The organism is Halobacillus sp. ABR2_026 (assembly GCF_056158545.1).
Window position 1 is genome coordinate 3,928,150 of record NZ_JBSWTM010000001.1, and the last position, 22,937, is coordinate 3,951,086.

The window sequence follows — 22,937 nt, forward strand, 5'->3', positions numbered from 1 at the left end:
CCACTTTCACCCAAACTATTTTAGAGAAAAAGGAGAGGTCAAGCATGCGTGAAGACAAGTTTAAAAAAGAAGGTTTAACGTTCGATGATGTTTTGCTTTTGCCTGCTAAGTCCGATGTTTTGCCACGAGATGTGTCACTCGCTACGGAGTTATCTCCGACCCTGCGATTGAACATGCCGATCATTAGTGCCGGGATGGACACTGTGACGGAAGCAGAAATGGCGATCGGAATGGCGCGTCAGGGAGGACTCGGTGTCATTCATAAGAACATGTCGATTGAAGAACAAGCGGAACATGTCGATCGAGTGAAACGCTCTGAGAGCGGCGTAATTACAAATCCATTCTTTTTGACACCGGAACACCAGGTATTTGATGCTGAACATTTGATGGGAAAATTCCGCATCTCAGGTGTACCAATCGTCAATAATGAGGAAGAACAGAAACTTGTCGGCATCCTCACGAACCGTGACCTCCGTTTTATCGAAGATTATTCCATGCAGATCAGTGACGTAATGACGAGTGAAAATCTTGTCACAGCGCCTGTGGGAACGACTCTGGATGAAGCAGAGAAGATCCTGCAGCAATATAAGATTGAAAAACTTCCGATGGTCGACAATAATGGCATCCTTAAAGGCTTAATTACCATCAAAGATATAGAGAAAGTTATTGAATTCCCACTCTCCGCCAAAGATGAGCAGGGGCGTCTCCTTTGTGCCGCAGCCGTCGGTGTAACCGCTGATGCCATGACGCGTATTGATAAGTTAGTGGAAGCAGGAGTGGATGCTCTCGTTGTCGATACGGCTCATGGCCACTCTCAGGGAGTCATCGAGCAGGTGAAACGAATCCGTGCCCGCCATGCAGAAGTGAATATTATTGCTGGAAATGTGGCGACAGCAGAAGCGACCCGCGAACTGATTGAAGCAGGCGCAGACGTTGTCAAGGTCGGAATTGGACCAGGATCGATTTGTACAACCCGTGTCGTTGCAGGAGTAGGTGTCCCTCAAATTACAGCGGTCTATGATTGTGCACAGGAAGCAGAGAAATACAATAAGCCGGTCATCGCGGACGGGGGAATTAAATATTCCGGAGATATCGTGAAGGCAATTGCTGCAGGCGGTCATGCTGTCATGCTCGGAAGTCTTCTCGCCGGGGTTTCCGAAAGCCCAGGAGAAACGGAAATTTTCCAGGGACGCCGATTTAAAGTGTACCGTGGTATGGGATCGGTCGGAGCGATGGAATCCGGATCCAAAGATCGTTATTTCCAAAACGACCAAGAGGCGAAGAAGCTTGTACCGGAAGGAATTGAAGGGCGTATGCCGTATAAAGGACCATTGGCAGACTCCATTCATCAGCTTCTCGGCGGCCTCCGCTCGGGTATGGGTTACTGCGGAACAACGACGATCAGTGAATTGCGAACAGATGCTCAATTCACCAGAATTACAGGGGCTGGTTTACGTGAAAGCCACCCGCATGATGTACAAGTAACAAAAGAAGCGCCAAACTACTCCGTTTGACCCGCATGAGAGAGATAGACAGGGACTTTTCCCTGTCTATTCTTTTATATACTCATGTGATAAAATAACAAAGATGCATATTTTAAGGGTGGAGGTTGAGAAAGTTGACACAAAGAATGAAAACATCTATTGCCTTGACGATGGCATTGCTTATGGGGTTCTTTGCTTTGTCCATCAATCCTGGACATACATACGCAAGCGTAGATGTTGGCGCAGAATCGGCAATACTTGTGGACGCGGAAACAGGGAAGATTTTATTTGAAAAAGAGGCGGATTTGACATTACCTCCTGCTAGTATGACCAAGATGATGACAGAATATCTGGTGATGGAAGCCATCGAGGAAGGTCAAATCAGCTGGGATACGACAACACAAATCAGTCAATATGCTTATGATATATCAGCCAATCCTGAGTTTTCAGGCGTCGGTCTGAAGTTAGATCAACAATACACGGTACGTGAACTTTATGAAGCGATGGCCATCAATTCGGATAATGCTACAACGATCGCCTTAACAGAATTGATTGCAGGCAGTGAAGGTGAATTTGTTCAGATGATGAATGAAAAAGCGGAAGAGATGGGTCTGCCGGATTACGATTTCGTAAATGCGACAGGTCTCAACAATTCCCACTTGGGAGACAACTATCCTGAAGGGACAGATCCTGAAGCAACGAACATGCTTTCAGCGAAATCCGCAGCACTTCTCGCTTATCATTTGACGAATGATTATCCCGAAGCTCTGGAGATCTCAAGCAAACCAACGCTTGATTTTGAAGGTCAGACGGTTACGAACTGGAACTGGATGCTTCCAGGCATGCCTGGCCAGAACTTAAAACAGTTCGAATACGAAGGGATGGACGGCCTGAAGACCGGTTATACGGAACTAGCTCAGAACACCTTTACGGGTACGGCGGAGCGGAATGGCCAGCGCTTCATTTCAGTCGTTATGAAGTCGGAGTCAAGGGCTTCCCGTTTCAATCAAACGAAACAACTCCTTGATTACGGTTTCGGTCAATTTACCCGCCAAGAGCTCTTCGCAGCAGGAGAGACACCGGAAGATGAGTCTTCCCTATCTGTTGCGAAAGGGAAAGAAGACGAGGTAGCGGTTGAGACGAGTGCGGCAATGAGCACTTTGGTGAAAAACGGAGAAGAATCCCAATATGACATTCAGTTCAACATCTCTGAAGATCAACTGGATGATGACGGGAAACTTGTAGCCCCTGTGGAAAAAGGCCAGAAAGTAGGAACAGCTACCCTTGTTTATAACGGGGAAGAAAACTACGGAAACATCCTTTCCGAAGGTGGAAAGACCGTTGATATCGTAACATCCTCCAGTGTGGAAAAAGCGAACTGGTTTATGCTTACACTTGGTGCCATCGGCGAATTCTTCAGTGATATCTTCACTGGAGCAGTCGATATGGTCAAAGGCTGGTTCTAGGTGAAAAAATCCCTATTTAACCAGTAGGATTTAATATAGTAATGCGTTACAATAGAGGTTAAGAATCTATGATTCAAAATAAAATGCTTGGACTATATAGCGGTTAGGGAGGAATCAACATGGCACAAACAGGTACGGATCGCGTAAAACGCGGGATGGCAGAAATGCAAAAAGGTGGCGTCATCATGGACGTCGTGAACGCAGAACAAGCGAAAATTGCGGAAGAGGCTGGTGCTGTTGCAGTAATGGCTCTTGAGAGAGTTCCAGCAGATATCCGTGCAGCAGGCGGCGTTGCCCGCATGGCGGACCCTACGATTGTCGAAGAAGTCATGAATGCTGTTTCTATTCCAGTTATGGCAAAAGCTCGTATTGGGCATATTACAGAAGCACGCGTCCTAGAAGCAATGGGCGTGGACTATATCGATGAGAGTGAAGTTCTTACACCGGCAGATGAGATCTATCATATCAAGAAAGATGATTACACAGTTCCGTTCGTATGCGGCTGCCGTAACCTGGGTGAAGCAACACGCCGTATCCGTGAAGGAGCTTCTATGCTTCGTACCAAAGGTGAACCAGGAACAGGAAACATCGTAGAGGCTGTCAGCCATATGCGTCAGGTTCAGTCTCAAATCCGTCACCTTCGCGGACTTTCTGAAGATGAAGTGATGGTCTATGCGAAAGAAAACGGAGCACCTTTCGATCTATTGATGGAGATTCGTGAAGAAGGTCGCCTGCCTGTCGTTAACTTTGCTGCAGGTGGTATCGCCACACCGGCAGATGCATCGTTGATGATGCAGTTGGGAGCAGATGGTGTATTTGTAGGTTCCGGAATCTTCAAGTCCAACAATCCTGAGAAGTTTGCTCGTGCAATCGTTGAAGCGACCACTCACTATGACGATTACAAGCTGATCGGTGAATTGTCCAAAGGACTTGGTACAGCCATGAAAGGGATGGAAATGTCCACCCTTACTCCTGAACAGCGTATGCAGGACCGCAGTCAGTAAGTGTAAGTAAAGGAGAATGCAGCATGACTACAATCGGTGTATTAGGCCTTCAAGGAGCTTTCCGTGAGCATGTGCGTTCTGTTGAAGCGACAGGTGCTGAAGCCGTCGTTGTAAAAAGAACAGAACAACTGGATGATATTGACGGGTTAATCATTCCTGGTGGAGAAAGTACGACGATTCGCCGGTTGATTGATAAATATGAGTTCCTTGAGCCGGTCCGTGCCTTCGGAAAAAGCGGGAAACCGATTTTCGGCACTTGTGCAGGGCTCATCCTGCTCGCTTCAGAAATCGATGGTTCTTATGATGTCCATCTGGGCGTCATGGATATCAAAGTCCGTCGCAATGCATTCGGGCGTCAGCGGGAAAGCTTTGAAGCCGACCTGGATATTGATGGTGTGGCAGATGCTTTCAATGCCGTATTCATCCGTGCTCCATATATTGAAGGGGTAGGAGAAAATACGAAAGTACTGGCTCGTTACGACGGTCATATTGTAGCTGCCCAGCAAGACCACTATTTAGCGTGTTCTTTCCATCCGGAATTAACAGATGACCATCGATTAACCCAACATTTTGTAAAAATGGTGGAAGAAGCTAAAAAAACACTTGCATTATAATTCTTAATCCGCTAATCTTATGTAACACAAACAATCATGTAACGCGATGACAGGAACTAGTAACATGTCCCTTCTTCTCTAAGAGAGTCAGTGGCCGGTGTGAACTGATGAAGAAGCCATGTGAATCCATCCTTGAGTGTCCGACTGAAAGGAGTAGGTTGGACCGGTACTCACCGTTATGAGTGAAGCCGGGAGGTCAAGTGTACCTTCAACTTGGGTGGTATCGCGGGAAGCTTAAACCAAAGCTCTCGTCCCTTATTAGGGACGGGAGCTTTTTTTGTTTAGCTTTATAAAAAATCAAAGAGAATAAATAAAGGAGGAAATAAACATGTTGGATATGAAATATTTACGGCAGAACTTTGAAGAAGTAAAAGGAAAACTGCAAAATCGTGGAGAAGACCTCACGGACTTGGATGCCTTTGGTGATTTGGACAGCAAGCGCCGCGAACTGATTCAGGAAGCAGAAGAATTGAAAGCAAAACGTAATGAAGTGTCTAAAGAAATTTCCCAGCTGAAGAAAGCGAAGGAAGACGCGGATGATAAAATTAAAGAAATGCGCGAAGTCGGCGATCGCATTAAGACTCTTGATACTGAGTTGAAAGAAGTCGAAGAGAAGCTTGAAACGCTTCTATTATCTATCCCGAACATTCCTCACGAAAGTGTACCGGTCGGCGGAGATGAAGAAGACAATATTGAAGCGCGAAAAGCCGGGGAGATCCCGACTTTCGATTTTGAAGCGAAACCCCACTGGGACGTAGCGACAGATTTAGGCATCCTTGACTTTGAAAGAGCGTCCAAGGTTACTGGAAGCCGCTTCGTATTCTACAAAGGCTTAGGCGCCCGTTTAGAGCGTGCGTTACTTAATTTCATGATGGATCTGCATGCAGATGAACATGGCTATCAGGAAATGCTGCCACCACAAATGGTCAACCGTACAGCGATGACTGGTACAGGTCAATTACCTAAATTTGAAGAAGACGCCTTTAAGATCGAAGACTGGGATTATTTCCTTATCCCAACTGCTGAGGTTCCAGTCACAAACTTCCATAGAGAAGAAATTTTATCTGTTGAAGACCTCCCGCAAAAATTCGTAGCCTTCAGCACGAATTTCCGTTCTGAAGCAGGTTCTGCCGGTCGTGATACAAGAGGATTGATCCGCCAGCACCAATTCAATAAAGTCGAGCTTGTACAGTTGGCAAAGCCGGAAGAGTCCTATGATATCCTTGAAGAATTGACAGGTCATGCAGAAAAAGTCCTTCAGCTGTTGAAACTTCCATACCGTGTGATGAGCATGTGTACGGGGGACCTTGGTTTTACAGCAGCTAAGAAATACGACATTGAAGTGTGGATCCCGAGCCAGGAGACCTATCGTGAAATCAGTTCTTGCTCTAACTTCGAAGATTTCCAGGCGCGTCGTGCAGGCATCCGCTTCCGTAGAGAAGATAAAGGGAAGCCTGAGTTCGTCCATACGTTGAACGGTTCAGGGCTGGCGATCGGCCGTACCGTAGCAGCTATTCTGGAAAATTATCAGCAGGAAGATGGAACGGTCATGGTGCCGGAAGTTCTTCGTCCGTATATGGGTGGAAAAGAAATAATTAAGTAAGACGAACAAGAAAGATGAAACAGGAAAAGCGTCTGTATCCTATTCATGGTTCCAGGCGTTTTTCTCGGTTTTATATTATGGAGATGGAGCGTGCGGATCACTCTTGACTCTGTTGAAGGGAATTTGTATAATTACGAAGTGATAATTTTTCGTGATTGTTCGACAACAACTTCTTTTTGAAAAAATTAAAAGATTTTGTTGACGGATGCGGACAACCATGATATTATATTCATTGTCGGTCACACGGAGGAGTACCCAAGTCCGGCTGAAGGGAGCGGTCTTGAAAACCGCCAGGGGGTTTACGCCCCGCGGGGGTTCGAATCCCTCCTCCTCCGCCATATTATTTTCAACAATAGCGCATAAATATTGGAGATTTATAGAACAAAAATCGTTACTTCTTGTAACGATTTTTTTATTTTGTTTATCCATTGAATGGAAAAAGAGTAAAGTCCTCACCCGGCATGATATTGGTGGGGGCTTTTTTTATTTTGGCTTATTCAACGAAAGCTCCCTTTTCTTGAAGACTCAGCTTCGAGATGTTTGTGTGATTCTAGGGGATCCGGGAAAAGGTTCGCTTTCCATGGGGCGGGCGGTGAGCCTCCTCAGGCTACGCCTTCCGGGGTCTCACCTGTCCCACACGTCCCATAGGAGTCTCACCGTTTCCCTCCGCCCCCTTTCCCTTATAAGTGTCTCGAAACCACTTTGAAAAGAGTGAGCTTGAATGGTTGAGGTTCGAACATCTGTATGGATTCGTAAGTTTCCAATTCTTCTCCCCTAGGCGGGCAGATCGTGCGTAGTATCAAGCATTTGCGTATGCTAAACGTTAATAGGGTAGAGATGATATCATTCCCTTCTCTTACCCATACAAGCTGATTTTTCAAGTAGTGGTTTCGAGACACTTATATGGCAAAGGGCTGCGGGGAATGACTCGCTCACCGCGCTCCCGCGGAAAGCGAGTCATTCCCCGCAGCCCTATCCACCACACAGAAGTCTCGAAATCAAGTCTTCAACAATCCTGCCATTTAGCGAAAGGCTCCGTTTCGAAATAATAATCCAACAAGATTCAATGGTTGGATCGTGAAAGTAGATCATCAAAAGGTTTCGACACCCTATCATTCATTGTCCCTTCCATCCGTTGATGCAAATATCAACACTGAACTTTAACAGAGCCTTTATTTTAAGAATCCAATAAAACCTCTTCTTTATTGGGGTAAGTTTTTTCAATATGCTGCTCCCCCCAGGCACACAACATATCTAAGGCCCCTTTTAACGTCCATCCATATTCCGTCAGTTCATACTCCACCTTAGGTGGCACCTGGTTATAGACGATCCGCTTAATAACTCCATCCCTTTCTAATTCTCTCAGCTGTTGAGTGAGCATTTTCTGAGTGATGCGTGGCATCAATCGTTTCAGTTCACTCGTACGGCGTTTATTTTCAATCAAATGACATAAAATGACGACCTTCCACTTTCCTCCGATGACTTCGAGGGCAGCTTCGACCGGTATATTATATTTTGGCATGGTTCATACCTCCCGCAGGGATTCTACGTTTCTTTTTAGCATGTATTTCCGTTGATTCACTATACACCAAAGAAACATGGGTGAAAAAGATTTTGCATGACTATTCCTATGAGCCCTTATTTTGTCCAAATGTTACTTTCAAGTACCTATAGTACATACAAGTGCGTACTTCCCAACGTTTATAACAGACATCATAATAAGGTTTGTTGCTTCGAGGCGCCTTGAAGACATAACGTGCAGTTTTCATTCTTATTTATTTTGTGAGGAGGAAAATAATGAGTTCATATGCTGAGAATCGTAAAGAAAATTCTCTGGATCATCAATCAAAAAATTTTCCATTTGCTTTAATAGCTCTGGCTATTAGTGCGTTTGGAATAGGGACGACAGAATTTGTGCCTGTCGGTTTGTTATCAACGATGGCCGGCGACCTTTCTATATCTATTACATTGGCCGGCATGTTGATCTCCGGATATGCGATCGGTGTTGCTGTGGGAGCTCCTGTTTTGACGGCACTGACCAATAAGATGAGCCGGAAAAACTTATTGCTGGCACTGATGGTTGTCTTTATTTTTGGTAATTTTGTAGCTTCCCTTTCAACAAGTTTTTCCCTGCTTTTAGTAGCGAGGATCATCACTGCTATTTCTCACGGCATATTTTTTTCAATCGGGTCCACCATTGCAGCAAGCTTAGTCCCTGAGCATAAGCGGGCAAGTGCGATTGCCTTTATGTTTACCGGATTGACGGTTGCAACCGTGACCGGTGTCCCTTTAGGAACATTTATTGGACAAACCTTTGGTTGGAGGGCGACATTTGCCGGTGTAGCTTTGCTTGGCGTAATCGGCATCTTAGCAAGTGCTTTGCTTGTCCCGAAAAACCTGGAAGAATCCCCTCCTGCAAGCTTTCGTGACCAATTAAGAATACTAACAGAAAAAAGAATTCTGCTCTCCTTCTCCATTACAGGATTAGGATATGGCGGAACGTTTGTTGCTTTCACGTATCTTGCTCCTTTACTAGAAGAAGTGACAGGTTTCGATCCGACGTTTGTCAGTGTGATCCTGCTTATTTATGGAGTTGCGGTGGCGATCGGAAATACGATTGGCGGAAAAGTTTCCAATAAAAAGCCGATCAAAGCGTTGTTTTGGATGTTTGTGCTGCAGGCGATCGTCTTGCTCCTTTTTGCCTTCGTCCTTCCATTTAAAGTGTTGAGTCTTATTGTCTTGTTTTTCATGGGGTTATTTGCTTTTATGAACGTACCTGCTTTGCAGATTCTGGTGGTTCAATTAGCTGAAAAATATGTTCCTTCTGCAGTCAACGTAGCTTCGGCATTGAATATTGCTGCTTTTAATGTGGGAATCGCTGTGGGGTCTTCCGTGGGCGGTGTCATTGTGGATACGATTGGTATCGTTCATACCCCGTGGATCGGTGCAGGGATGGTGGGGGGAGCTGTCCTCTTAACAAAACTGTTAAATACGATGGAACAATAGGTTATATCAAGGACCCCACTATATAGTGGGGTCCTTTTCTATTGTTATAATAGAAACGATGGAAAGAGGAGGGATCGAATGGGATATATAGAGGAATTGCGTGCTATTATAGGGCACCGCCCCATTATTTTAGTTGGATCAGTGGTCATCATTCTTGATTCTAAAGGCCGAATTTTGCTGCAGGAACGTACCTCTCCTGAAGGTGTGTGGGGCCTCCCTGGAGGTTTAATGGAACTTGGAGAAAGCACCGAACAAGTGGCGAAACGTGAGGTGCTTGAAGAAACAGGTTATACTGTCGAAAACCTGCAATTATTGAATGTTTACTCGGGGGAAGATCAATTCAGTCGAGCCCCGAATGGGGATGAGTTTTATGTGGTGACAACCGCCTACTTTACGGTTCATTACAACGACCATTGTGCATTCGATCGAGAAGAAACCGTCCAGGTGAAATTTTTTGACCCCGAGGAGCTTCCGGAAAGAATGATTGGGAGCCACCGAAAGATGATAGATGATTACAGACAAAGTATCGGTAATCAGGACGGTGTTTAAGTGTGTTGTTGAAGCGGGGCGGGGGTGACCTTCACGGTTGGTTCAATGCCCTTTTCCACCTGCAGGCCTTAAACATAAACAAATCCCTTGAAGTTGATTCTTCCAAAACCGAGAGCACTTCTTCGCTGACATAAAGCATAAAAAAACTCCTGACGTTGGTTGAACGTACAGGAGTTTTTCGCAGGTCATTACGTTAATAAATGACTGGATCGCCATTTTCGTGATTGTTGGATAAAGTGCCCGATTTTTTCTAGCACCGGTTCAATACTTGTTTTATCATTCAGCACATCATAATCAGCGATATTGAGCCGAAGGACAGGACATGAATTGAAATTATCGATCCAATTGTCGTAACGTTTGAACATTTCTTCCCAATATTCAATTGGTGTTTCTTGTTCCATAGGGCGTCCACGTTCCTTGATGCGTGTGAGAATATCATCGAACGAACCTTCCAAATAGATGAGAAGATCTGGATGTGGGAAATAAGGTGTCATTACCATCGCATCAAACAGGTTGCGATACGTTTCATAATCGGTTGCGGACATGGTGCCTTTTTCGTAGTGCATGCGGGCGAAGATTCCCGTATCTTCGTAAATCGAGCGATCCTGAATGAACCCACCGCCGTATTCGAAGATTTTCTTCTGTTCTTTGAAGCGTTCGGCTAAGAAATATATTTGTAAATGGAAGCTCCAACGTTCAAAGTCTTGATAAAATTTATCGAGATAAGGATTTGTATCGACTTTCTCAAAGGAGGTGCGGAAATTAAGGGCATCAGCGAGAGCGTTTGTCATCGTAGATTTCCCAACACCGACCGTACCTGCGATCGTTATGACGCTGTCATGTGGAATTCCAAAGCGTTCACGTGCATTCATTTGATAACTTCTCCTTTATTTAAATGCTGCTCTACTTGATCAACAATATAATTTAAATCGTCCTGATGTTTCACGAAGTCTAAATGATCCCCGTTCAAGCGAATCACAGGAATATCCGGGTGAGTAGCTTCAAAGTGTCTCATGAAGTCTTCGTAGTCTTGAGAGAGTTGTTCAAGATAAGAAGGTTGAATATTTGCCTCTACATCACGGTTACGCATGCGGATGCGTTCTAGAAGGGTATCTAAACTCGCGTGTAAGTAGACAACCATATTCGGTTTAGGCATATCGTGTGTCAATATATCAAAAATTTGAGCATATTTGTCAAATTGTTCTTCTCTTAATGTCCGCTGAGCGAAAATCATGTTTTTGGATATATGATAATCAGCGACTACAGGCTTTCCCAATTGAAGATATTTCCGGTCGATGTCTTCGAGTTGCTTGAATCGATTGCACAAGAAGAACATCTCTGTTTGGAAGCTCCATTCTTCAATATTGTCATAAAACTTGCCTAAAAATGGGTTCTCCTCAACGATTTCCTTCAGCAAATGAAAATCAAACTGGGAGGCGAGCTTTTTAGACAGAGACGTTTTCCCAACCCCAATGGGCCCTTCAACTGATATGAAAGGTAAATCTCCCATCTCTTTTCCTCCTTCAAACTCAATTCAAAAAACGTGAGTGTCCGCCACTCACTTACAAAATACGATACTTTTAGACAGACAAATAACATTTTATCATATACGATCGTTGGAGGTAACATCCGAAGAACATTTTTAAGCCTTAATTCCTTTGCAATCTTTGGTTTGTTTTGTATAATATTACTCGTACGTTCATTTGCCCCCGTAGCTCAGGGGATAGAGCATCGGTTTCCTAAACCGTGTGCCGCAGGTTCGAATCCTGCCGGGGGCGCTGGCTGAAGCTTGAAAAGCTTCAGCTTTTTTTTATATTCCTCACAAAATTAATCTTCTTACGGCTCCACGTGTTCAACCATAAGACAGCACTGAAACCGAGAGAGAGAATAACGATGACCCACATGAGAGCTTCTTCCATTCGACCTGATTCGACTGCAAAATAGATCGCCAGAGGGATGGTATCCGTCTCTCCTGGAATATAACCTGCAATCATCAATGTTGCCCCGAATTCGCCAAGCGAACGTGCAAAGCTCATGACTAAGCCGGCAAGCAACCCGGGCCATGCTAAAGGCAGGGAAATGGTAAAGAATATTTTAAGTTTTGAAGCCCCCATCGTCAAAGCCGCGTTCTCAAGGTTCTGATCATAGTTTTCGAAAGCGGCAGATGCACTTTGATACATGAGAGGAAAAGAGACGACCGCTGAAGCGATAACAGCACCTGTCCATGAAAATACCACCTGAAGATCAAACCAGGCCATGAGCCACTTTCCGACCCATCCATTTTTTCCGAATAAGTAGAGAAGAGCAAATCCGATAACCGTAGGAGGCAGAACGAGAGGAAGGAGAAGCATCGATTCGATGATACTTTTCCCGGGAAATAATTTTCTGGAAATCAGCCGTGCGGTCAATATACCAATAATGAACACAAGTCCTGTAGCGATACTGGCTACCTTTAATGACAATAAAAGAGGTTCGACATTCATTTTCCTATCTTTCCACCTCTCGTGGGATTGAATCCGTAATCTTTGTAGAATGTTGTCGCCTGGTCACTTTTTAAGAAGGAAAGGAAGTGACGCCCCTGTTCCTTAGTCCGGCTCTCTGAAATAATGACTCCAGGATAAAGGATCGAATCATGAAGAGACGTGTCTATTCTTGTTAGGACAGATGCTGTATCAGAAATCACTGCATCACTTGCATATACAAATCCGTACTCCACTTCTCCGGACTCTACATAAGCGAGCACCTGTCTTACATCACTTCCAAATACGACCTTTCCCTGCAGCCCATTCCAAAGTTGAATCTTTTCCAAGGCTTGCTTCGTATAGGTACCAGCAGGTACGCTATCCGGATTGCCAACGGCGACTTTTTCTTCCGGTGATAAGTCCAGGTCTTTCAGATTATGGAAAGGTGTTGCCGATTTAGCGGTGATGAGAACGAGTCGATTGGTGGCGAATTCGGTGTACGTTTCCGGTTCCACAAGATGATTTTCTTGAAGAAAGTCAGTCCACCGGAGGTCTGCAGATAGAAAAACGTCCACCGGAGCTCCTTGTTCAATCTGTCTCGCTAGTTTCCCTGAGCTGCCGTAGACCGCCTCAACCTCTACATCGTATGTTTCTTCGAATATAGGAATGAGCTCTTCCATGACATCCTGCAGACTAGCAGCAGCTGCAACCCTTAGGGTCGGTTCGCTGGATTCCGATTGAGAGGTACAGCTGGCCATAAATAGTAAAATCAATGTCACTGAAATCAATGTTTTCGTCCGCATAGTTATTCCCCTTTGTTTCCATAGGTTCTATGTTAAAGATACGTTATATGAAAGTAGAAAGCGATGAAAAGGTCAAGGAGAAAGGAGGAGTTTTCGTGAAATTCCAGGTGATTTCGACACTTATTATTGCTTTGATTCTGACACAGCTCCCAGTGGTAGGAAAATATTTTGCTGTTTTGAATACGATGATCCATGAGAGTGGGCATTCTGTTATGGCTCTCCTTACAGGTGGGGAAGTCAGGAGGGTTTCCTTGTTCCCGAACACTTCAGGATACGCTTTAACCGGCCATACCTCATGGATCGGACAGGGACTGACGAGCATGGCAGGCTATGTATTTGCTTCTTTCTTCGCCTTTCTTTTCTTTTTCCTGATCAGTCGAGGGCAGTATAAATGGATGATGTACCTTTTACTTGCGTTTTTAGCCGTCAATTTACTCTTCTGGGTCAGGAATGTATATGGACTCTTTTGGATCGTAACGTTTGGTGCAGGGTTCCTTTGGTTGTTAAGGACCGGCCATGACCAATTGATGGAGTATGTTTTATTATTTTTAGCCTCTCTCGTCCTGGTAGAATCGGTTACGAGTGCATTTGAAATCATGTGGGTCAGTTTTGTAGCACCACAGCAGGCAGGAGATGCAGCAAACCTTGCGCGACTAACAAAGTTTGTTCCTGCGCCGCTATGGGGAACTGCATTTTTCCTTCAGTCTATATACTTTGCGTTTCTTTCTCTCAAGCGTGTCTTTCCTTTTTGATTCTGTGATGGAAATTATGAAAAAATAAAAAAATCCGCTCTCGCCCTTACTTATTAAAACCTTCTGAATAAGTTAGTAAGGTAAGAAAGAGAGGAGGGAATGGAATGAGCGGAGGATACGGTGGCGGTTTCGCGCTATTGGTTGTTTTGTTCATCCTTTTGATCATCATCGGTGCATCTTTTGTAGGTGGCCGTGGGTACGGATACTAAGGAATAAAAATGGCGGGAAAATCTTCCCGCTGATACATAGAATCAAACGTTTCTAACGGCAGGAAAAGGGGAATGGAAGGACTAGATTAATTGGACGGAGGAGTCGTTTATGGATTTAAAAGAACATTTGATTGCTCATGGATATGATCACGTGGATATTCTGCTTATTGATGATGAGGGGGACCAATCAACCGTTGCTGACATTTCCCTGCCGAAGGTCACGGATCTTGAGTATAAGCTTTATTTGAAACCTGAGAGTATTACGTATCATTTCAAAGAAGAGAATCCATACTTTGAAGCTGAGCAGCAAGCGGAAGGCCATGGTGGTAAAAAAATTAAAGGATTCATCCTCGAATGGTAAAAGCCCTGAGAAACAGGGCTTTTTTATTTGGCTGATAATGGGGATGAGAACAGTTTTCTGCTGTAGATGGACAAACCTTCCTCTGCGAAAAGGCTATGAAATAATTCATTTAGTGAACACTGTTTTGTTTATTCTCGGTCTCAAGGGGAATGAAAATGGTAAATGTGAACAGGAGGTCCAAAACATGCAGGAACATAAGCTTTATATTAATGGTGAATACACAGAATCGAATGGTTCAGAATGGATAGAGGTTTTAAACCCGGCAACAGAAGAGGTCATTTCCAAGATTCCTAAAGGGACTGAAGAAGATGTAAACCGGGCGGTGGAAGCTTGGAGATCGTTTAGAAGATAATCGTGCTACTTTCATTGATTTGCTACAACAGGAACAAGGGAAAGATCATGAGCTTGCAAGTGGAGAAGTCGATCTTGCTATCGATTATTTCCGTTATATGTCAGAATGGGCACGAAGGATAGAAGGGGAAATTGTCCCTAGTGATCGGAAGAATGAGAACATCTTCATTTATAAGAAACCAATCGGAGTCGTTGCCGGTATCGTTCCATGGAATTTCCCTGTATTCATCCTGGCACGTAAAGTGGCTACAGCATTGGTAACAGGAAATACCTTAGTATTGAAACCAAGCCAGCAGACCCCGAATACAGCTATGGAGTTCACGAAAATTGTCGACGCTATGGAGTCTGTTCCAAAAGGGGTTTATAACGTCGTTACAGGGACAGGTTCAGAAATAGGGAATACCCTTGCTTCTCATCCGAAGGTGCATATGGTAACGATGACAGGGAGTGTTGCGGCAGGGACAAAGGTAATGGAAGCTGCCGCACAGAACATTACTAAGGTAAACCTTGAACTGGGAGGTAAAGCACCTGCGATAGTAACAGCGAATGCTGATCTTAATGTTGCGGCTGAAAGCATTACAACGTCCCGTCTAGCAAACAATGGCCAGGCTTGTACAAATGCTGAGCGTGTGTATGTACATGAAAGTGTAGCTGAAGAACTGCTCGCCAATTTACGTCATAAATTTGAGTCCGTAACGATGGATGACCCGCGTGAAAATAAGGAAGCGGATGTTGGCCCCCTTGTGAGTATGGATCGTCTAAAAGAAGTCGAGAGTATGGTTAAAGAAGCGGTGGATGCTGGAGCGAAAGTTGAAATCGGGGGAGAACGAGGAGATCTGAATAAAGGATATTTTTATAAGCCTACGATTCTAACAAATGTTACGCACGACATGAAAATCATGCAGGAAGAAATTTTCGGTCCGGTTATTCCAGTAACGACATTCAAGACACTGGATGAAGCGATTGAAAAAGGAAACGATACCGAATACGGCCTGTCATCATCTGTCTATACGAATGATATGAATGAAGCAATGCGGGTTGTGAATGAATTGAAATTCGGAGAAACCTTCATCAACCGTGAGAATTTTGAAGCTGTCCAAGGATATCATGCCGGAATGAGGAAATCAGGACTCGGTGGCGCCGATGGTAAACATGGGATGGAAGATTTCCTTGTTACCCAGGTCGTGTATATGCAGTATAATGATGATCAGCAATAATAGGAAAAGAGCTGCGATGGAGATCGCAGCTCTTTTTTTAGCGGTTATCAATTTTTTCAGGATACAGGTCATGATTCATCAGGCGATGATCAGCCATCTGTTCAAACTTCGTGCCCGGTTTCCCATAATTGCAGTAAGGATCGATAGAAATCCCCCCGCGCGGAGTGAATTTCCCCCATACTTCAATATAGCGTGGGTCCATCAACTCAATCAGATCATTCATGATCGTATTGACACTATCCTCATGAAAGTCTCCATGATTCCGGAAGCTGAACAAATAGAGCTTCAGCGATTTACTTTCCACCATTTTAACATCTGGAATGTAACTGATATAGATGGTTGCAAAATCGGGTTGGCGTGTTTTCGGACATAAAGTCGTGAATTCTGGACAGTTGAATTTCACGAAGTAGTCACGGTTTGGGTGCTGGTTGTCGAATGTTTCAAGGACATCAGGGTCGTACTCAAACGAATAGGATGTCCCCTGGTTCCCGAGAAGGGATAAATCAAGTGCTTGATCATTGCGTCCTGGCATGGGGCATGCTCCTTTTTCCTTGTAGTATCCAATAAAAAAGCCACAGCGGCTAAGGGCTGCGGCTTGTTAGAAGACGTGGTCCTTAGTTTTTTATCGAGGGGTTGGCTAAGAAACCTCGTTCATAAGTTTTTAACTGATATTTATTATATTAACACGCGCGAATACTGTCAATTTACCTCGTTCGAGTGACCTAATTCTGTAAATCTTTGGAGATATCACTTTAAATATGAACGGAAATTTACTACAATAGAAGTAATTCATAAAATTTTCAGAAAAATATGCAGTTCGTGGCTCTGAAAGAATCAGAGCTTTCTTCAGCCACAAAGGGAAAACGTTTACAAAAACATTCTTATGAGGTGATGATGAATATGGATATGAAACCAATTCCAGCTAGATCGGGCAATCACAACATGGAAAACTACACAAAAGCGTACGAGAATTTCCAGTGGGAAGAAGTAAAAGAACAATTCACCTGGAATGAAACGGGTAAAGTGAACATCGCATATGAAGCTATCGACCGTCATGCAGAAAACCCTGATAAGAAAGATCAGGCGGCTTTAATTTATTCTGCACCGGATCGTGAAGAAACTCTGACATTCGAAGACTTAAAGATAAAAAGTAACCAATTTGCGAATGTATTGAAAAAACATAACATAGAAAAAGGGGACCGTGTCTTTCTCTTTATGCCGCGGAGCCCGGAGTTCTATGCGACGTTCTTTGGTATTCTGAAAGTAGGAGCTATTGCTGGGCCCCTGTTTGAAGCATTTATGGAGCAGGCGGTTCGGGATCGTTTGGAAGATAGCGAAGCTACTATGCTGATCACGACGCCTGACCTGCTGGAACGTGTACCGGCAGACGAGCTTCCAAACTTAAAACAGGTCGTCCTAGTAGGTGGGGATGCTCCGGGAAATTATATTTCTTACGATGAAGAAATGAAGAAGGCTTCAGAAGAATTTGATATTGAATGGGTCGATCTTGAAGACGGGATGCTTCTTCACTATACATCCGGTTCAACAGGTAAACCAAAAGGTGTTTATCACGTCCACAATGCAATGCTTCAACATTATCAGACAGGAAAATGGGTTCTCGATCTTAAAGAGGATGATGTTTACTGGTGTACTGCAGACCCAGGCTGGGTAACAGGGACAAGCTACGGAATTTTCGCTCCATGGTTGAATGGGGTGACGAATGTCGTTCGTGGCGGCCGCTTCAGTCCAGATGACTGGTATGGAACGATTTCTGATAAACAAGTGTCTGTCTGGTACTCTGCACCTACAGCTTTTCGTAAGCTTTTAAGTGCCGGAGAAGCAGTAGCCAAGAAACATGACCTTTCATCGCTACGTCACGTGTTGAGTGTAGGGGAACCATTGAACCCTGAAGTTGTAACATGGGGACTTTCAGCTTTCGACCTGCGTATTCACGATACATGGTGGATGACAGAGACAGGTGGTATGTTGATTTGTAACTATCCTGCAATGGATATGCGCCCGGGATCCATGGGGAAACCATTCCCTGGAGTGGAAGCGGCGATTGTTGATAATGAAGGAAATGAACTACCGGCCAATCAAATGGGCAACCTTGCGATTAAGGAAGGATGGCCTTCTATGATGCGTGCCGTCTGGAAGAATCCAGGGAAATATGAAAGTTATTTCTTGAATGGCTGGTATGTTTCCGGGGACAGTGCTTATAAAGATGAAGACGGCTACTTCTGGTTCCAAGGTCGTTTAGATGATGTGATCAACACATCAGGCGAACGTGTAGGACCATTTGAAGTAGAAAGTAAATTGATCGAACACGAAGCTGTAGCGGAAGCGGGAGTCATCGGAAAGCCTGACCCGGAACGCGGGGAAATCATTAAAGCGTTTATCACCCTTAGAGAAGGGCACGAACAATCCGATGAATTGCTTGAGGACATCCGCCAATTCGTTAAAAAAGGCTTGAGCGCACATGCTGCGCCTAGGGAAATCGAAATCAAAGATACGATTCCTAAAACGAGAAGTGGTAAAATTATGAGACGTCTCTTGAAATCATGGGAGCTTGGGTTGCCGACTGGCGATACATCTACGCTTGAAGAGTAATAGACGAAAGCACAGTCCTCTAAGGGCTGTGCTTTTCTCATATTCATCGTCTTGTTTCACGTGGAACAAGCGTGCGTGAGAACATAAATTCGTTTCATCCTATGGTAAGATGTGGTTGTAACTTACATAGAATGCAGGTGGCACAATGTTAAAACAAGAATCTTCACTATTTGTAGACCGTTCTTTGGAGACTGTTCAATGGTTTGTCTTCCTATTGGCGAGTGCTGTAGCTCTTCCCATAGTGATCGGTTCGATTTTTGAATTGAATTTCAATGAAGTGTCTGGTTTGATGCAAAGGACATTTTTTGTCGTAGGAGTTGCATCATTTTTACAAGGGGTATTGGGGCACCGCCTTCCGATTATGGAAGGTCCCGCAGGCATTTGGATCAGTATTTTTGCTGTGATGGCTTACAGCGGTGCGCAGTCTGGAGACAGTTATCTGGAAACCTTGCAAATCCTGCAGGGGACTATGATTTGGACAGGGATCTTTTTGTTTCTATTCGGAGTCTTCCGATTGTCGCATAAGGTTCTTTATGTTTTTACACCGCTTGTGACAGGGGCCTTTCTATTTTTGTTGACTATACAGTTGAGCGGAACTTTCTTACAAGGGATGCTTGGAATCCAGCAGTCTACAGGAACTGTGGATGGGAAACAAGCGCTCGTGGCTTTTGTTACGCTCGGATTGGTCATTGGACTCTCTGTAATGGCTAGGGGATGGTTGAAAAGTTTCGCTGTTTTGATTGGAATTGCGTTCGGTTGGGTATTGTATGCCATGACTTTCAATGGAAATGATCAGGAAAGGGCAGATCTATCTGTTTTTTCATTACCTGAGGTTTTTGCATGGGGTCCACCTCAACTGACCTGGGGAACGCTGCCGTTAGGATTCATTACTGCCGTGATTCTCCTGTCGAATTTGGTGGCTTCTATTATTGCGGTGAGTCATACCGTTTATGGAAAGCCTCAGTACACCTATGATCAAGTGAATAAAGGGAGTAGTTTTCTTGGAATCAACCACGGCATCGCTGCTGCTTTTTCAGCTGTTGCCAATGTTTCTCTTGCTTCGTCATCGGGATTCATGCAGCTGACCGGTCAGAAAAGGAAACGCCCTTTTTTATATGCTTCTCTATTGTTAGTGACTTTCTCTTTTTTTCCCCCTGTGGTGGGGTTTATTTCAGGTATACCAGCTCCTGTAGCTAATGCCGCTCTCCTCGCTACCTTTGTCCAATTAATGGGTCTTGGCTTATCAAATATGACGAGCGAACCACTGGATGAACGGAGATTAATGATTTTAGGCCTTTCTTTCTTACTGGGAATCGGCCTGATGTTTCTACCTCCAGAAGCTTTTGAAGGAGTACCCGCCATTTTACAAAATCTATTAAGCAACGGATTGCTTGTCGGGACTGTCCTTGTCATTGTTTTGGACCGGCTATGGAAGGAATCAAACCAAACATCCAAGGGAAAATAGAGGGTACAAGGAAGTGATGGAATGGAAAATAAAATGTATGATGTCATCGGAATAGGAATAGGGCCTTATAATTTAGGTATGGCTGCCTTAGTCGATCAAACGGAAGAATTGGATGCTGTTTTTTTTGATCAAACACCGGAATTCATCTGGCATCCGGGCATGCTTATCGAAACAATGGATCTTCAGGTCCCGTTTTTGGCGGATCTTGTTTCGTTTGCAGATCCCAAGAGTCCTTACACCTTTATGAATTATCTTCACGAGCATGATCGAATGTTTCCTTTCTTTTTCCATAGACATTTTGAAATCCCTCGTCAAGAGTACAACCACTATATGCAATGGGTGGCTGGACAGCTTGATGACCTTTATTTCGGTCACACGGTTATTGACGTTATGGATCATAACGAAGCAGACATTCCTCATTATGAGGTCGTCGTGAAGGAAACAGCAACGGATGAGGAAAAGCATTTCAAAGCCAGGCACGTTGTCATGGGCACGGGAAGTGAACCGTTGATCTTGGATGGGATGGATCAATTGCCTAATGAGGATGTTATGCACACGAGCCGCTACCTTTTTGAAAAAGACAATTTACTGAAAGCGAAGCATGTGAGTGTTGTAGGTTCTGGTCAGAGTGCCCTGGAGGTGTTTCTCGACCTGTTGGAAGAGCAAGACCGACAATCGGATATGAAGCTGAGCCTTTTCACAAGATCCGGTGGGCTTTTTCAATTGGATACGGCTAAGTTCGCACAAGAAATGTTCACACCTGAGTTCGTGGATTATTTTCATGAATTGAGCTTTCAACAGCGCAAGGGTGCGTTGGACACGCTTGGTCCTCTCCGGAAAGGGATAGATCCTGATACACTGACAAGGCTTTACACGAAGCTTTATCATCGAACAGCAGGGATGCAGGACAGCCGTGTTCTGATCCAGCCTATGACTGAAATTACAGGAATCGAGGCCAAAGAGGACGGGTATCATTTACAATGCAAGCAATGGCAGGAAGAGGTCGAGTACACGTATCCAACAGAAAAAGTCGTACTTGCCACAGGCTACAAACCTCATTTTCCGGATTGGTTCATGAAACGTTTCAAGGATAAGATCGAATGGGAAGAGGAAGGAATGTATAAAGTGTCGCGTGATTACCGGCTTTGTTTCCACGAGCATCATGACCATCATTTCTTTACATTGACAAACCTTGTCCACTCGCACGGCGCAGGGGCTACGAACTTAGGTTTATCTGTACACAGAAATGTCCATATCATCAATACCATCGCAGGAAAAAAAGTATATCGCAATCAGTCCGATACCACTTTCCAACAATTTTCGATGAAAGAACACCAGTAGCCATTTAGTGGAAATTCGGTTTAAAATCATCGTACACGGGAAATTATTCAATGTATTCAAATTCAACCATACATTCAAGGAGATGATGTAGATATGAGTAAAATCGCTTGCGTCATGACGTCAATGTTTGAGGATGTAGAATACACACAACCGGCCGAGGCTTTTTCAAAAGAGGGACACGAAGTCACAACGATTGAATGGGAAGCGGGAAAAGAAGTGGAAGGAAAACAGGGGGAAGCATCAGTGAAAATCGATACATCCATAGCCGATGTGAAACCTGAAGACTTTGATGCCCTGTTCATCCCAGGTGGTTTCTCGCCGGACCTTTTACGCGGGGACGAGAAATTCGTATCGTTCGCTAAGCACTTTATGGATGAAAAGAAACCGGTCTTTGCCATCTGTCATGGCCCTCAGTTGTTGATTACAGCCAAATCTCTTGAAGGGCGTACGGCTACAGGATTCAAGTCCATAGCTGTGGATATGGAATATGCGGGTGTTAATTATCAGGATCAAGAAGTAGTGGTGTGCCAGAACCAGCTGGTTACAAGCCGTCAACCCGATGACATACCTGCATTCAACCAAGAAGCATTAAAACTCTTGAAATAAAGAAGGGAAGACCATGAGGGAACCTCTCCCCATGGTCTTTTTTTATCCCATCAAAATTTAATATCACCTTCTTGAAACCGAATGGAAGGGGAATTAAAAGATAGAGAAGATTAGTGAAGTGTCCGAATTTTATGAACTCGTTTTGTAGAGAGGGCGGCCAACTTCCTATATAATGTAAAGAAGACCATGACCGTTTTGTTTTCGTACATACTTGTAGTTGTTAGAAGGAGGACCAAACGATGATCGTTATCGAAAAAGAAAAAGAGTTTCATATGATTCCTCAACACGAACATGCAAAAATTTCTGCTAGGATTGTCGCTGAATGGAAAAACAATTTTTTGCTCCGCTCAAAACTGAGAGAAGAAGCGGATTGGGCCATCCACCAACATGATCGAGCGTGGATTCCACTGGATGAGCAGCCTCTATGGAATGATGAGAAGAAGCGTCCTTATACGTTCGTGGATTACCCTCTGAAGGAAAAGCTTCAGGCCTATCAGCGGGGGATCAAGGAAGTATCTGGACAATCTTTATACGCAGGGATGCTTTGCAGTATGCATTATGCTTCCTTCTTTTCTGAAGAGGACGAGGATCCTGCTATTCAATCTTTTTTGAAAGAAGAAAAAAAACGGCAGCATCAGTTGTTTGAATCAATGGAAATGGATGTCCCCTACGATGTTTATGACCTACATTTCCGCCGCCTGCAATTTTGCGATGACCTTTCTCTCTACGTATGCATGCAGGAACCCGGAACCCCGAAGGAAAATGAGGTGTCATGGTTCAAAAATGGTTTCCGCCAGACCTTTGATTTTGCACCGGATGGGATGATCGCTCGCTGGGTGGATGAAGAAAAGGTCTCGATTCAGCCTTTCCCATTTGAACGTACGTTCAGTATAGACGTTCCTTATCGTCCTGTGCCTAAGAAGGAAATTGAGGAAAAAGGTCTGGTCCATGCTTTTCAGGAAACTGCGTATAAGAGCCGGGTCGTGACTTTTGTAAAAGAAGAATAGTCACTTACAGGTTGTGTAAGCGACTGT

Annotated in this window: 21 protein-coding genes, 2 tRNA genes, 1 pseudogene and 1 other annotated feature; of the genes and pseudogenes, 18 read left to right on the forward strand and 6 right to left on the reverse strand. The window is 44.3% G+C overall.

Annotated elements, in window-relative coordinates:
• The first annotated feature begins 44 nt into the window (after positions 1-44).
• From guaB to ACXADE_RS19840, 6 genes are all read left to right on the forward strand, one after another.
• Positions 45-1,514: an IMP dehydrogenase gene (gene guaB, locus ACXADE_RS19815; protein WP_474982140.1), complete on the forward strand. Its 1,470-nt coding sequence runs from the start codon at positions 45-47 to the stop codon at positions 1,512-1,514.
• Positions 1,515-1,618: 104 nt separating this feature from the next.
• Positions 1,619-2,950, forward strand: coding sequence for a serine hydrolase (locus tag ACXADE_RS19820; protein ID WP_474982141.1), 1,332 nt, complete (start codon positions 1,619-1,621; stop codon positions 2,948-2,950).
• Between the two features lie 119 nt (positions 2,951-3,069).
• Positions 3,070-3,954: a pyridoxal 5'-phosphate synthase lyase subunit PdxS gene (gene pdxS, locus ACXADE_RS19825; protein ID WP_146814478.1), complete on the forward strand. Its 885-nt coding sequence runs from the start codon at positions 3,070-3,072 to the stop codon at positions 3,952-3,954.
• A 23-nt stretch (positions 3,955-3,977) separates the two neighbouring features.
• Positions 3,978-4,568 (forward strand): pyridoxal 5'-phosphate synthase glutaminase subunit PdxT, encoded by a 591-nt coding sequence (gene pdxT, locus ACXADE_RS19830; protein WP_474982142.1) that lies wholly within the window; start codon positions 3,978-3,980, stop codon positions 4,566-4,568.
• A 37-nt stretch (positions 4,569-4,605) separates the two neighbouring features.
• Positions 4,606-4,827: a binding site (T-box leader), on the forward strand.
• 69 nt (positions 4,828-4,896) lie between these two features.
• Positions 4,897-6,171: a serine--tRNA ligase gene (gene serS, locus ACXADE_RS19835; protein WP_474982143.1), complete on the forward strand. Its 1,275-nt coding sequence runs from the start codon at positions 4,897-4,899 to the stop codon at positions 6,169-6,171.
• A gap of 245 nt (positions 6,172-6,416) precedes the next feature.
• Positions 6,417-6,509: transfer RNA gene (locus ACXADE_RS19840), tRNA-Ser, on the forward strand.
• Between the two features lie 839 nt (positions 6,510-7,348).
• Here the strand turns inward: ACXADE_RS19840 and ACXADE_RS19845 are convergent.
• Positions 7,349-7,693, reverse strand: a complete 345-nt coding sequence (locus ACXADE_RS19845) for a winged helix-turn-helix transcriptional regulator (RefSeq protein ID WP_474982144.1) — start codon at positions 7,691-7,693, stop codon at positions 7,349-7,351.
• A 275-nt stretch (positions 7,694-7,968) separates the two neighbouring features.
• Between ACXADE_RS19845 and ACXADE_RS19850 the strand changes: the two genes are divergently transcribed.
• On the forward strand, positions 7,969-9,177 hold the full coding sequence (locus ACXADE_RS19850; RefSeq protein WP_474982145.1) for an MFS transporter: 1,209 nt from the start codon (positions 7,969-7,971) through the stop codon (positions 9,175-9,177).
• A gap of 78 nt (positions 9,178-9,255) precedes the next feature.
• Positions 9,256-9,726 carry an NUDIX hydrolase gene (locus ACXADE_RS19855; protein WP_474982146.1) on the forward strand — a complete coding sequence of 157 codons (471 nt, stop codon included), beginning with the start codon at positions 9,256-9,258 and terminating at the stop codon, positions 9,724-9,726.
• A 188-nt stretch (positions 9,727-9,914) separates the two neighbouring features.
• Here the strand turns inward: ACXADE_RS19855 and ACXADE_RS19860 are convergent, their stop codons facing one another.
• Positions 9,915-10,598 (reverse strand): deoxynucleoside kinase, encoded by a 684-nt coding sequence (locus tag ACXADE_RS19860; protein WP_474982147.1) that lies wholly within the window; start codon positions 10,596-10,598, stop codon positions 9,915-9,917.
• Positions 10,595-11,236, reverse strand: coding sequence for a deoxynucleoside kinase (locus ACXADE_RS19865; protein ID WP_474982148.1), 642 nt, complete (start codon positions 11,234-11,236; stop codon positions 10,595-10,597). Before ACXADE_RS19865 ends, ACXADE_RS19860 begins: the two co-directional genes overlap by 4 nt.
• Before the next feature lie 195 nt (positions 11,237-11,431).
• Here ACXADE_RS19865 and ACXADE_RS19870 point away from each other — a divergent pair.
• Positions 11,432-11,504, forward strand: a tRNA-Arg gene (locus ACXADE_RS19870).
• Between the two features lie 21 nt (positions 11,505-11,525).
• Here ACXADE_RS19870 and modB read toward each other — a convergent pair.
• Together modB and modA are read right to left on the reverse strand one after the other, a co-directional pair.
• Positions 11,526-12,209, reverse strand: coding sequence for a molybdate ABC transporter permease subunit (gene modB / locus ACXADE_RS19875; protein WP_474982149.1), 684 nt, complete (start codon positions 12,207-12,209; stop codon positions 11,526-11,528).
• Positions 12,206-12,991 (reverse strand): molybdate ABC transporter substrate-binding protein, encoded by a 786-nt coding sequence (gene modA, locus ACXADE_RS19880; RefSeq protein ID WP_474982150.1) that lies wholly within the window; start codon positions 12,989-12,991, stop codon positions 12,206-12,208. The genes modB and modA overlap by 4 nt, the downstream gene beginning before the upstream one ends.
• 95 nt (positions 12,992-13,086) lie before the next feature.
• Here modA and ACXADE_RS19885 point away from each other — a divergent pair, with 95 nt between their 5' ends.
• The 4 genes and pseudogenes from ACXADE_RS19885 (at position 13,087) to aldA (ending at position 15,881) form a co-directional block, all read left to right on the forward strand.
• Positions 13,087-13,743: a M50 family metallopeptidase gene (locus ACXADE_RS19885; protein ID WP_474982151.1), complete on the forward strand. Its 657-nt coding sequence runs from the start codon at positions 13,087-13,089 to the stop codon at positions 13,741-13,743.
• Positions 13,744-13,847: 104 nt separating this feature from the next.
• Positions 13,848-13,952 (forward strand): YjcZ family sporulation protein, encoded by a 105-nt coding sequence (locus ACXADE_RS19890; protein ID WP_474982152.1) that lies wholly within the window; start codon positions 13,848-13,850, stop codon positions 13,950-13,952.
• A gap of 109 nt (positions 13,953-14,061) precedes the next feature.
• Positions 14,062-14,313, forward strand: a complete 252-nt coding sequence (locus tag ACXADE_RS19895; protein WP_474982153.1) for a hypothetical protein — start codon at positions 14,062-14,064, stop codon at positions 14,311-14,313.
• A 184-nt stretch (positions 14,314-14,497) separates the two neighbouring features.
• Positions 14,498-15,881, forward strand: a pseudogene (gene aldA / locus ACXADE_RS19900) (aldehyde dehydrogenase).
• Positions 15,882-15,918: 37 nt separating this feature from the next.
• Here aldA and queF read toward each other — a convergent pair.
• The gene (queF, locus tag ACXADE_RS19905; RefSeq protein ID WP_474982154.1) at positions 15,919-16,413 is read right to left on the reverse strand and encodes a preQ(1) synthase; all 495 of its coding nucleotides are present in this window, start codon (positions 16,411-16,413) and stop codon (positions 15,919-15,921) included.
• Between the two features lie 368 nt (positions 16,414-16,781).
• Here queF and acsA point away from each other — a divergent pair, with 368 nt between their 5' ends.
• The 5 genes from acsA (at position 16,782) to ACXADE_RS19930 (ending at position 22,910) form a co-directional block, all read left to right on the forward strand.
• On the forward strand, positions 16,782-18,491 hold the full coding sequence (acsA, locus tag ACXADE_RS19910; protein WP_474982155.1) for an acetate--CoA ligase: 1,710 nt from the start codon (positions 16,782-16,784) through the stop codon (positions 18,489-18,491).
• Positions 18,492-18,636: 145 nt separating this feature from the next.
• Positions 18,637-19,956 (forward strand): purine/pyrimidine permease, encoded by a 1,320-nt coding sequence (locus ACXADE_RS19915; protein ID WP_474982156.1) that lies wholly within the window; start codon positions 18,637-18,639, stop codon positions 19,954-19,956.
• A gap of 21 nt (positions 19,957-19,977) precedes the next feature.
• Positions 19,978-21,297 (forward strand): lysine N(6)-hydroxylase/L-ornithine N(5)-oxygenase family protein, encoded by a 1,320-nt coding sequence (locus ACXADE_RS19920; RefSeq protein WP_474982157.1) that lies wholly within the window; start codon positions 19,978-19,980, stop codon positions 21,295-21,297.
• A 93-nt stretch (positions 21,298-21,390) separates the two neighbouring features.
• Positions 21,391-21,903, forward strand: coding sequence for a type 1 glutamine amidotransferase domain-containing protein (locus tag ACXADE_RS19925; protein WP_474982158.1), 513 nt, complete (start codon positions 21,391-21,393; stop codon positions 21,901-21,903).
• A gap of 239 nt (positions 21,904-22,142) precedes the next feature.
• Positions 22,143-22,910 carry a DUF3891 family protein gene (locus tag ACXADE_RS19930; protein ID WP_474982159.1) on the forward strand — a complete coding sequence of 256 codons (768 nt, stop codon included), beginning with the start codon at positions 22,143-22,145 and terminating at the stop codon, positions 22,908-22,910.
• The last annotated feature ends 27 nt before the right edge of the window (positions 22,911-22,937 follow it).

Bases quoted from the DNA above. Each gene is read 5' to 3' on its own strand.
- guaB (WP_474982140.1), top strand. From the start codon at position 45: ATGCGTGAAGACAAGTTTAAAAAAGAAGGTTTAACGTTCGATGATGTT.
- pdxS (WP_146814478.1), top strand. From the start codon at position 3,070: ATGGCACAAACAGGTACGGATCGCGTAAAACGCGGGATGGCAGAAATG.
- pdxT (WP_474982142.1), top strand. From the start codon at position 3,978: ATGACTACAATCGGTGTATTAGGCCTTCAAGGAGCTTTCCGTGAGCAT.
- serS (WP_474982143.1), top strand. From the start codon at position 4,897: ATGTTGGATATGAAATATTTACGGCAGAACTTTGAAGAAGTAAAAGGA.
- ACXADE_RS19845 (WP_474982144.1), bottom strand. From the start codon at position 7,693: ATGCCAAAATATAATATACCGGTCGAAGCTGCCCTCGAAGTCATCGGA.
- ACXADE_RS19850 (WP_474982145.1), top strand. From the start codon at position 7,969: ATGAGTTCATATGCTGAGAATCGTAAAGAAAATTCTCTGGATCATCAA.
- ACXADE_RS19855 (WP_474982146.1), top strand. From the start codon at position 9,256: ATGGGATATATAGAGGAATTGCGTGCTATTATAGGGCACCGCCCCATT.
- ACXADE_RS19860 (WP_474982147.1), bottom strand. From the start codon at position 10,598: ATGAATGCACGTGAACGCTTTGGAATTCCACATGACAGCGTCATAACG.
- ACXADE_RS19865 (WP_474982148.1), bottom strand. From the start codon at position 11,236: ATGGGAGATTTACCTTTCATATCAGTTGAAGGGCCCATTGGGGTTGGG.
- modB (WP_474982149.1), bottom strand. From the start codon at position 12,209: ATGAATGTCGAACCTCTTTTATTGTCATTAAAGGTAGCCAGTATCGCT.
- modA (WP_474982150.1), bottom strand. From the start codon at position 12,991: ATGCGGACGAAAACATTGATTTCAGTGACATTGATTTTACTATTTATG.
- ACXADE_RS19890 (WP_474982152.1), top strand. From the start codon at position 13,848: ATGAGCGGAGGATACGGTGGCGGTTTCGCGCTATTGGTTGTTTTGTTC.
- ACXADE_RS19895 (WP_474982153.1), top strand. From the start codon at position 14,062: ATGGATTTAAAAGAACATTTGATTGCTCATGGATATGATCACGTGGAT.
- queF (WP_474982154.1), bottom strand. From the start codon at position 16,413: ATGCCAGGACGCAATGATCAAGCACTTGATTTATCCCTTCTCGGGAAC.
- acsA (WP_474982155.1), top strand. From the start codon at position 16,782: ATGGATATGAAACCAATTCCAGCTAGATCGGGCAATCACAACATGGAA.
- ACXADE_RS19915 (WP_474982156.1), top strand. From the start codon at position 18,637: ATGTTAAAACAAGAATCTTCACTATTTGTAGACCGTTCTTTGGAGACT.
- ACXADE_RS19920 (WP_474982157.1), top strand. From the start codon at position 19,978: ATGGAAAATAAAATGTATGATGTCATCGGAATAGGAATAGGGCCTTAT.
- ACXADE_RS19925 (WP_474982158.1), top strand. From the start codon at position 21,391: ATGAGTAAAATCGCTTGCGTCATGACGTCAATGTTTGAGGATGTAGAA.
- ACXADE_RS19930 (WP_474982159.1), top strand. From the start codon at position 22,143: ATGATCGTTATCGAAAAAGAAAAAGAGTTTCATATGATTCCTCAACAC.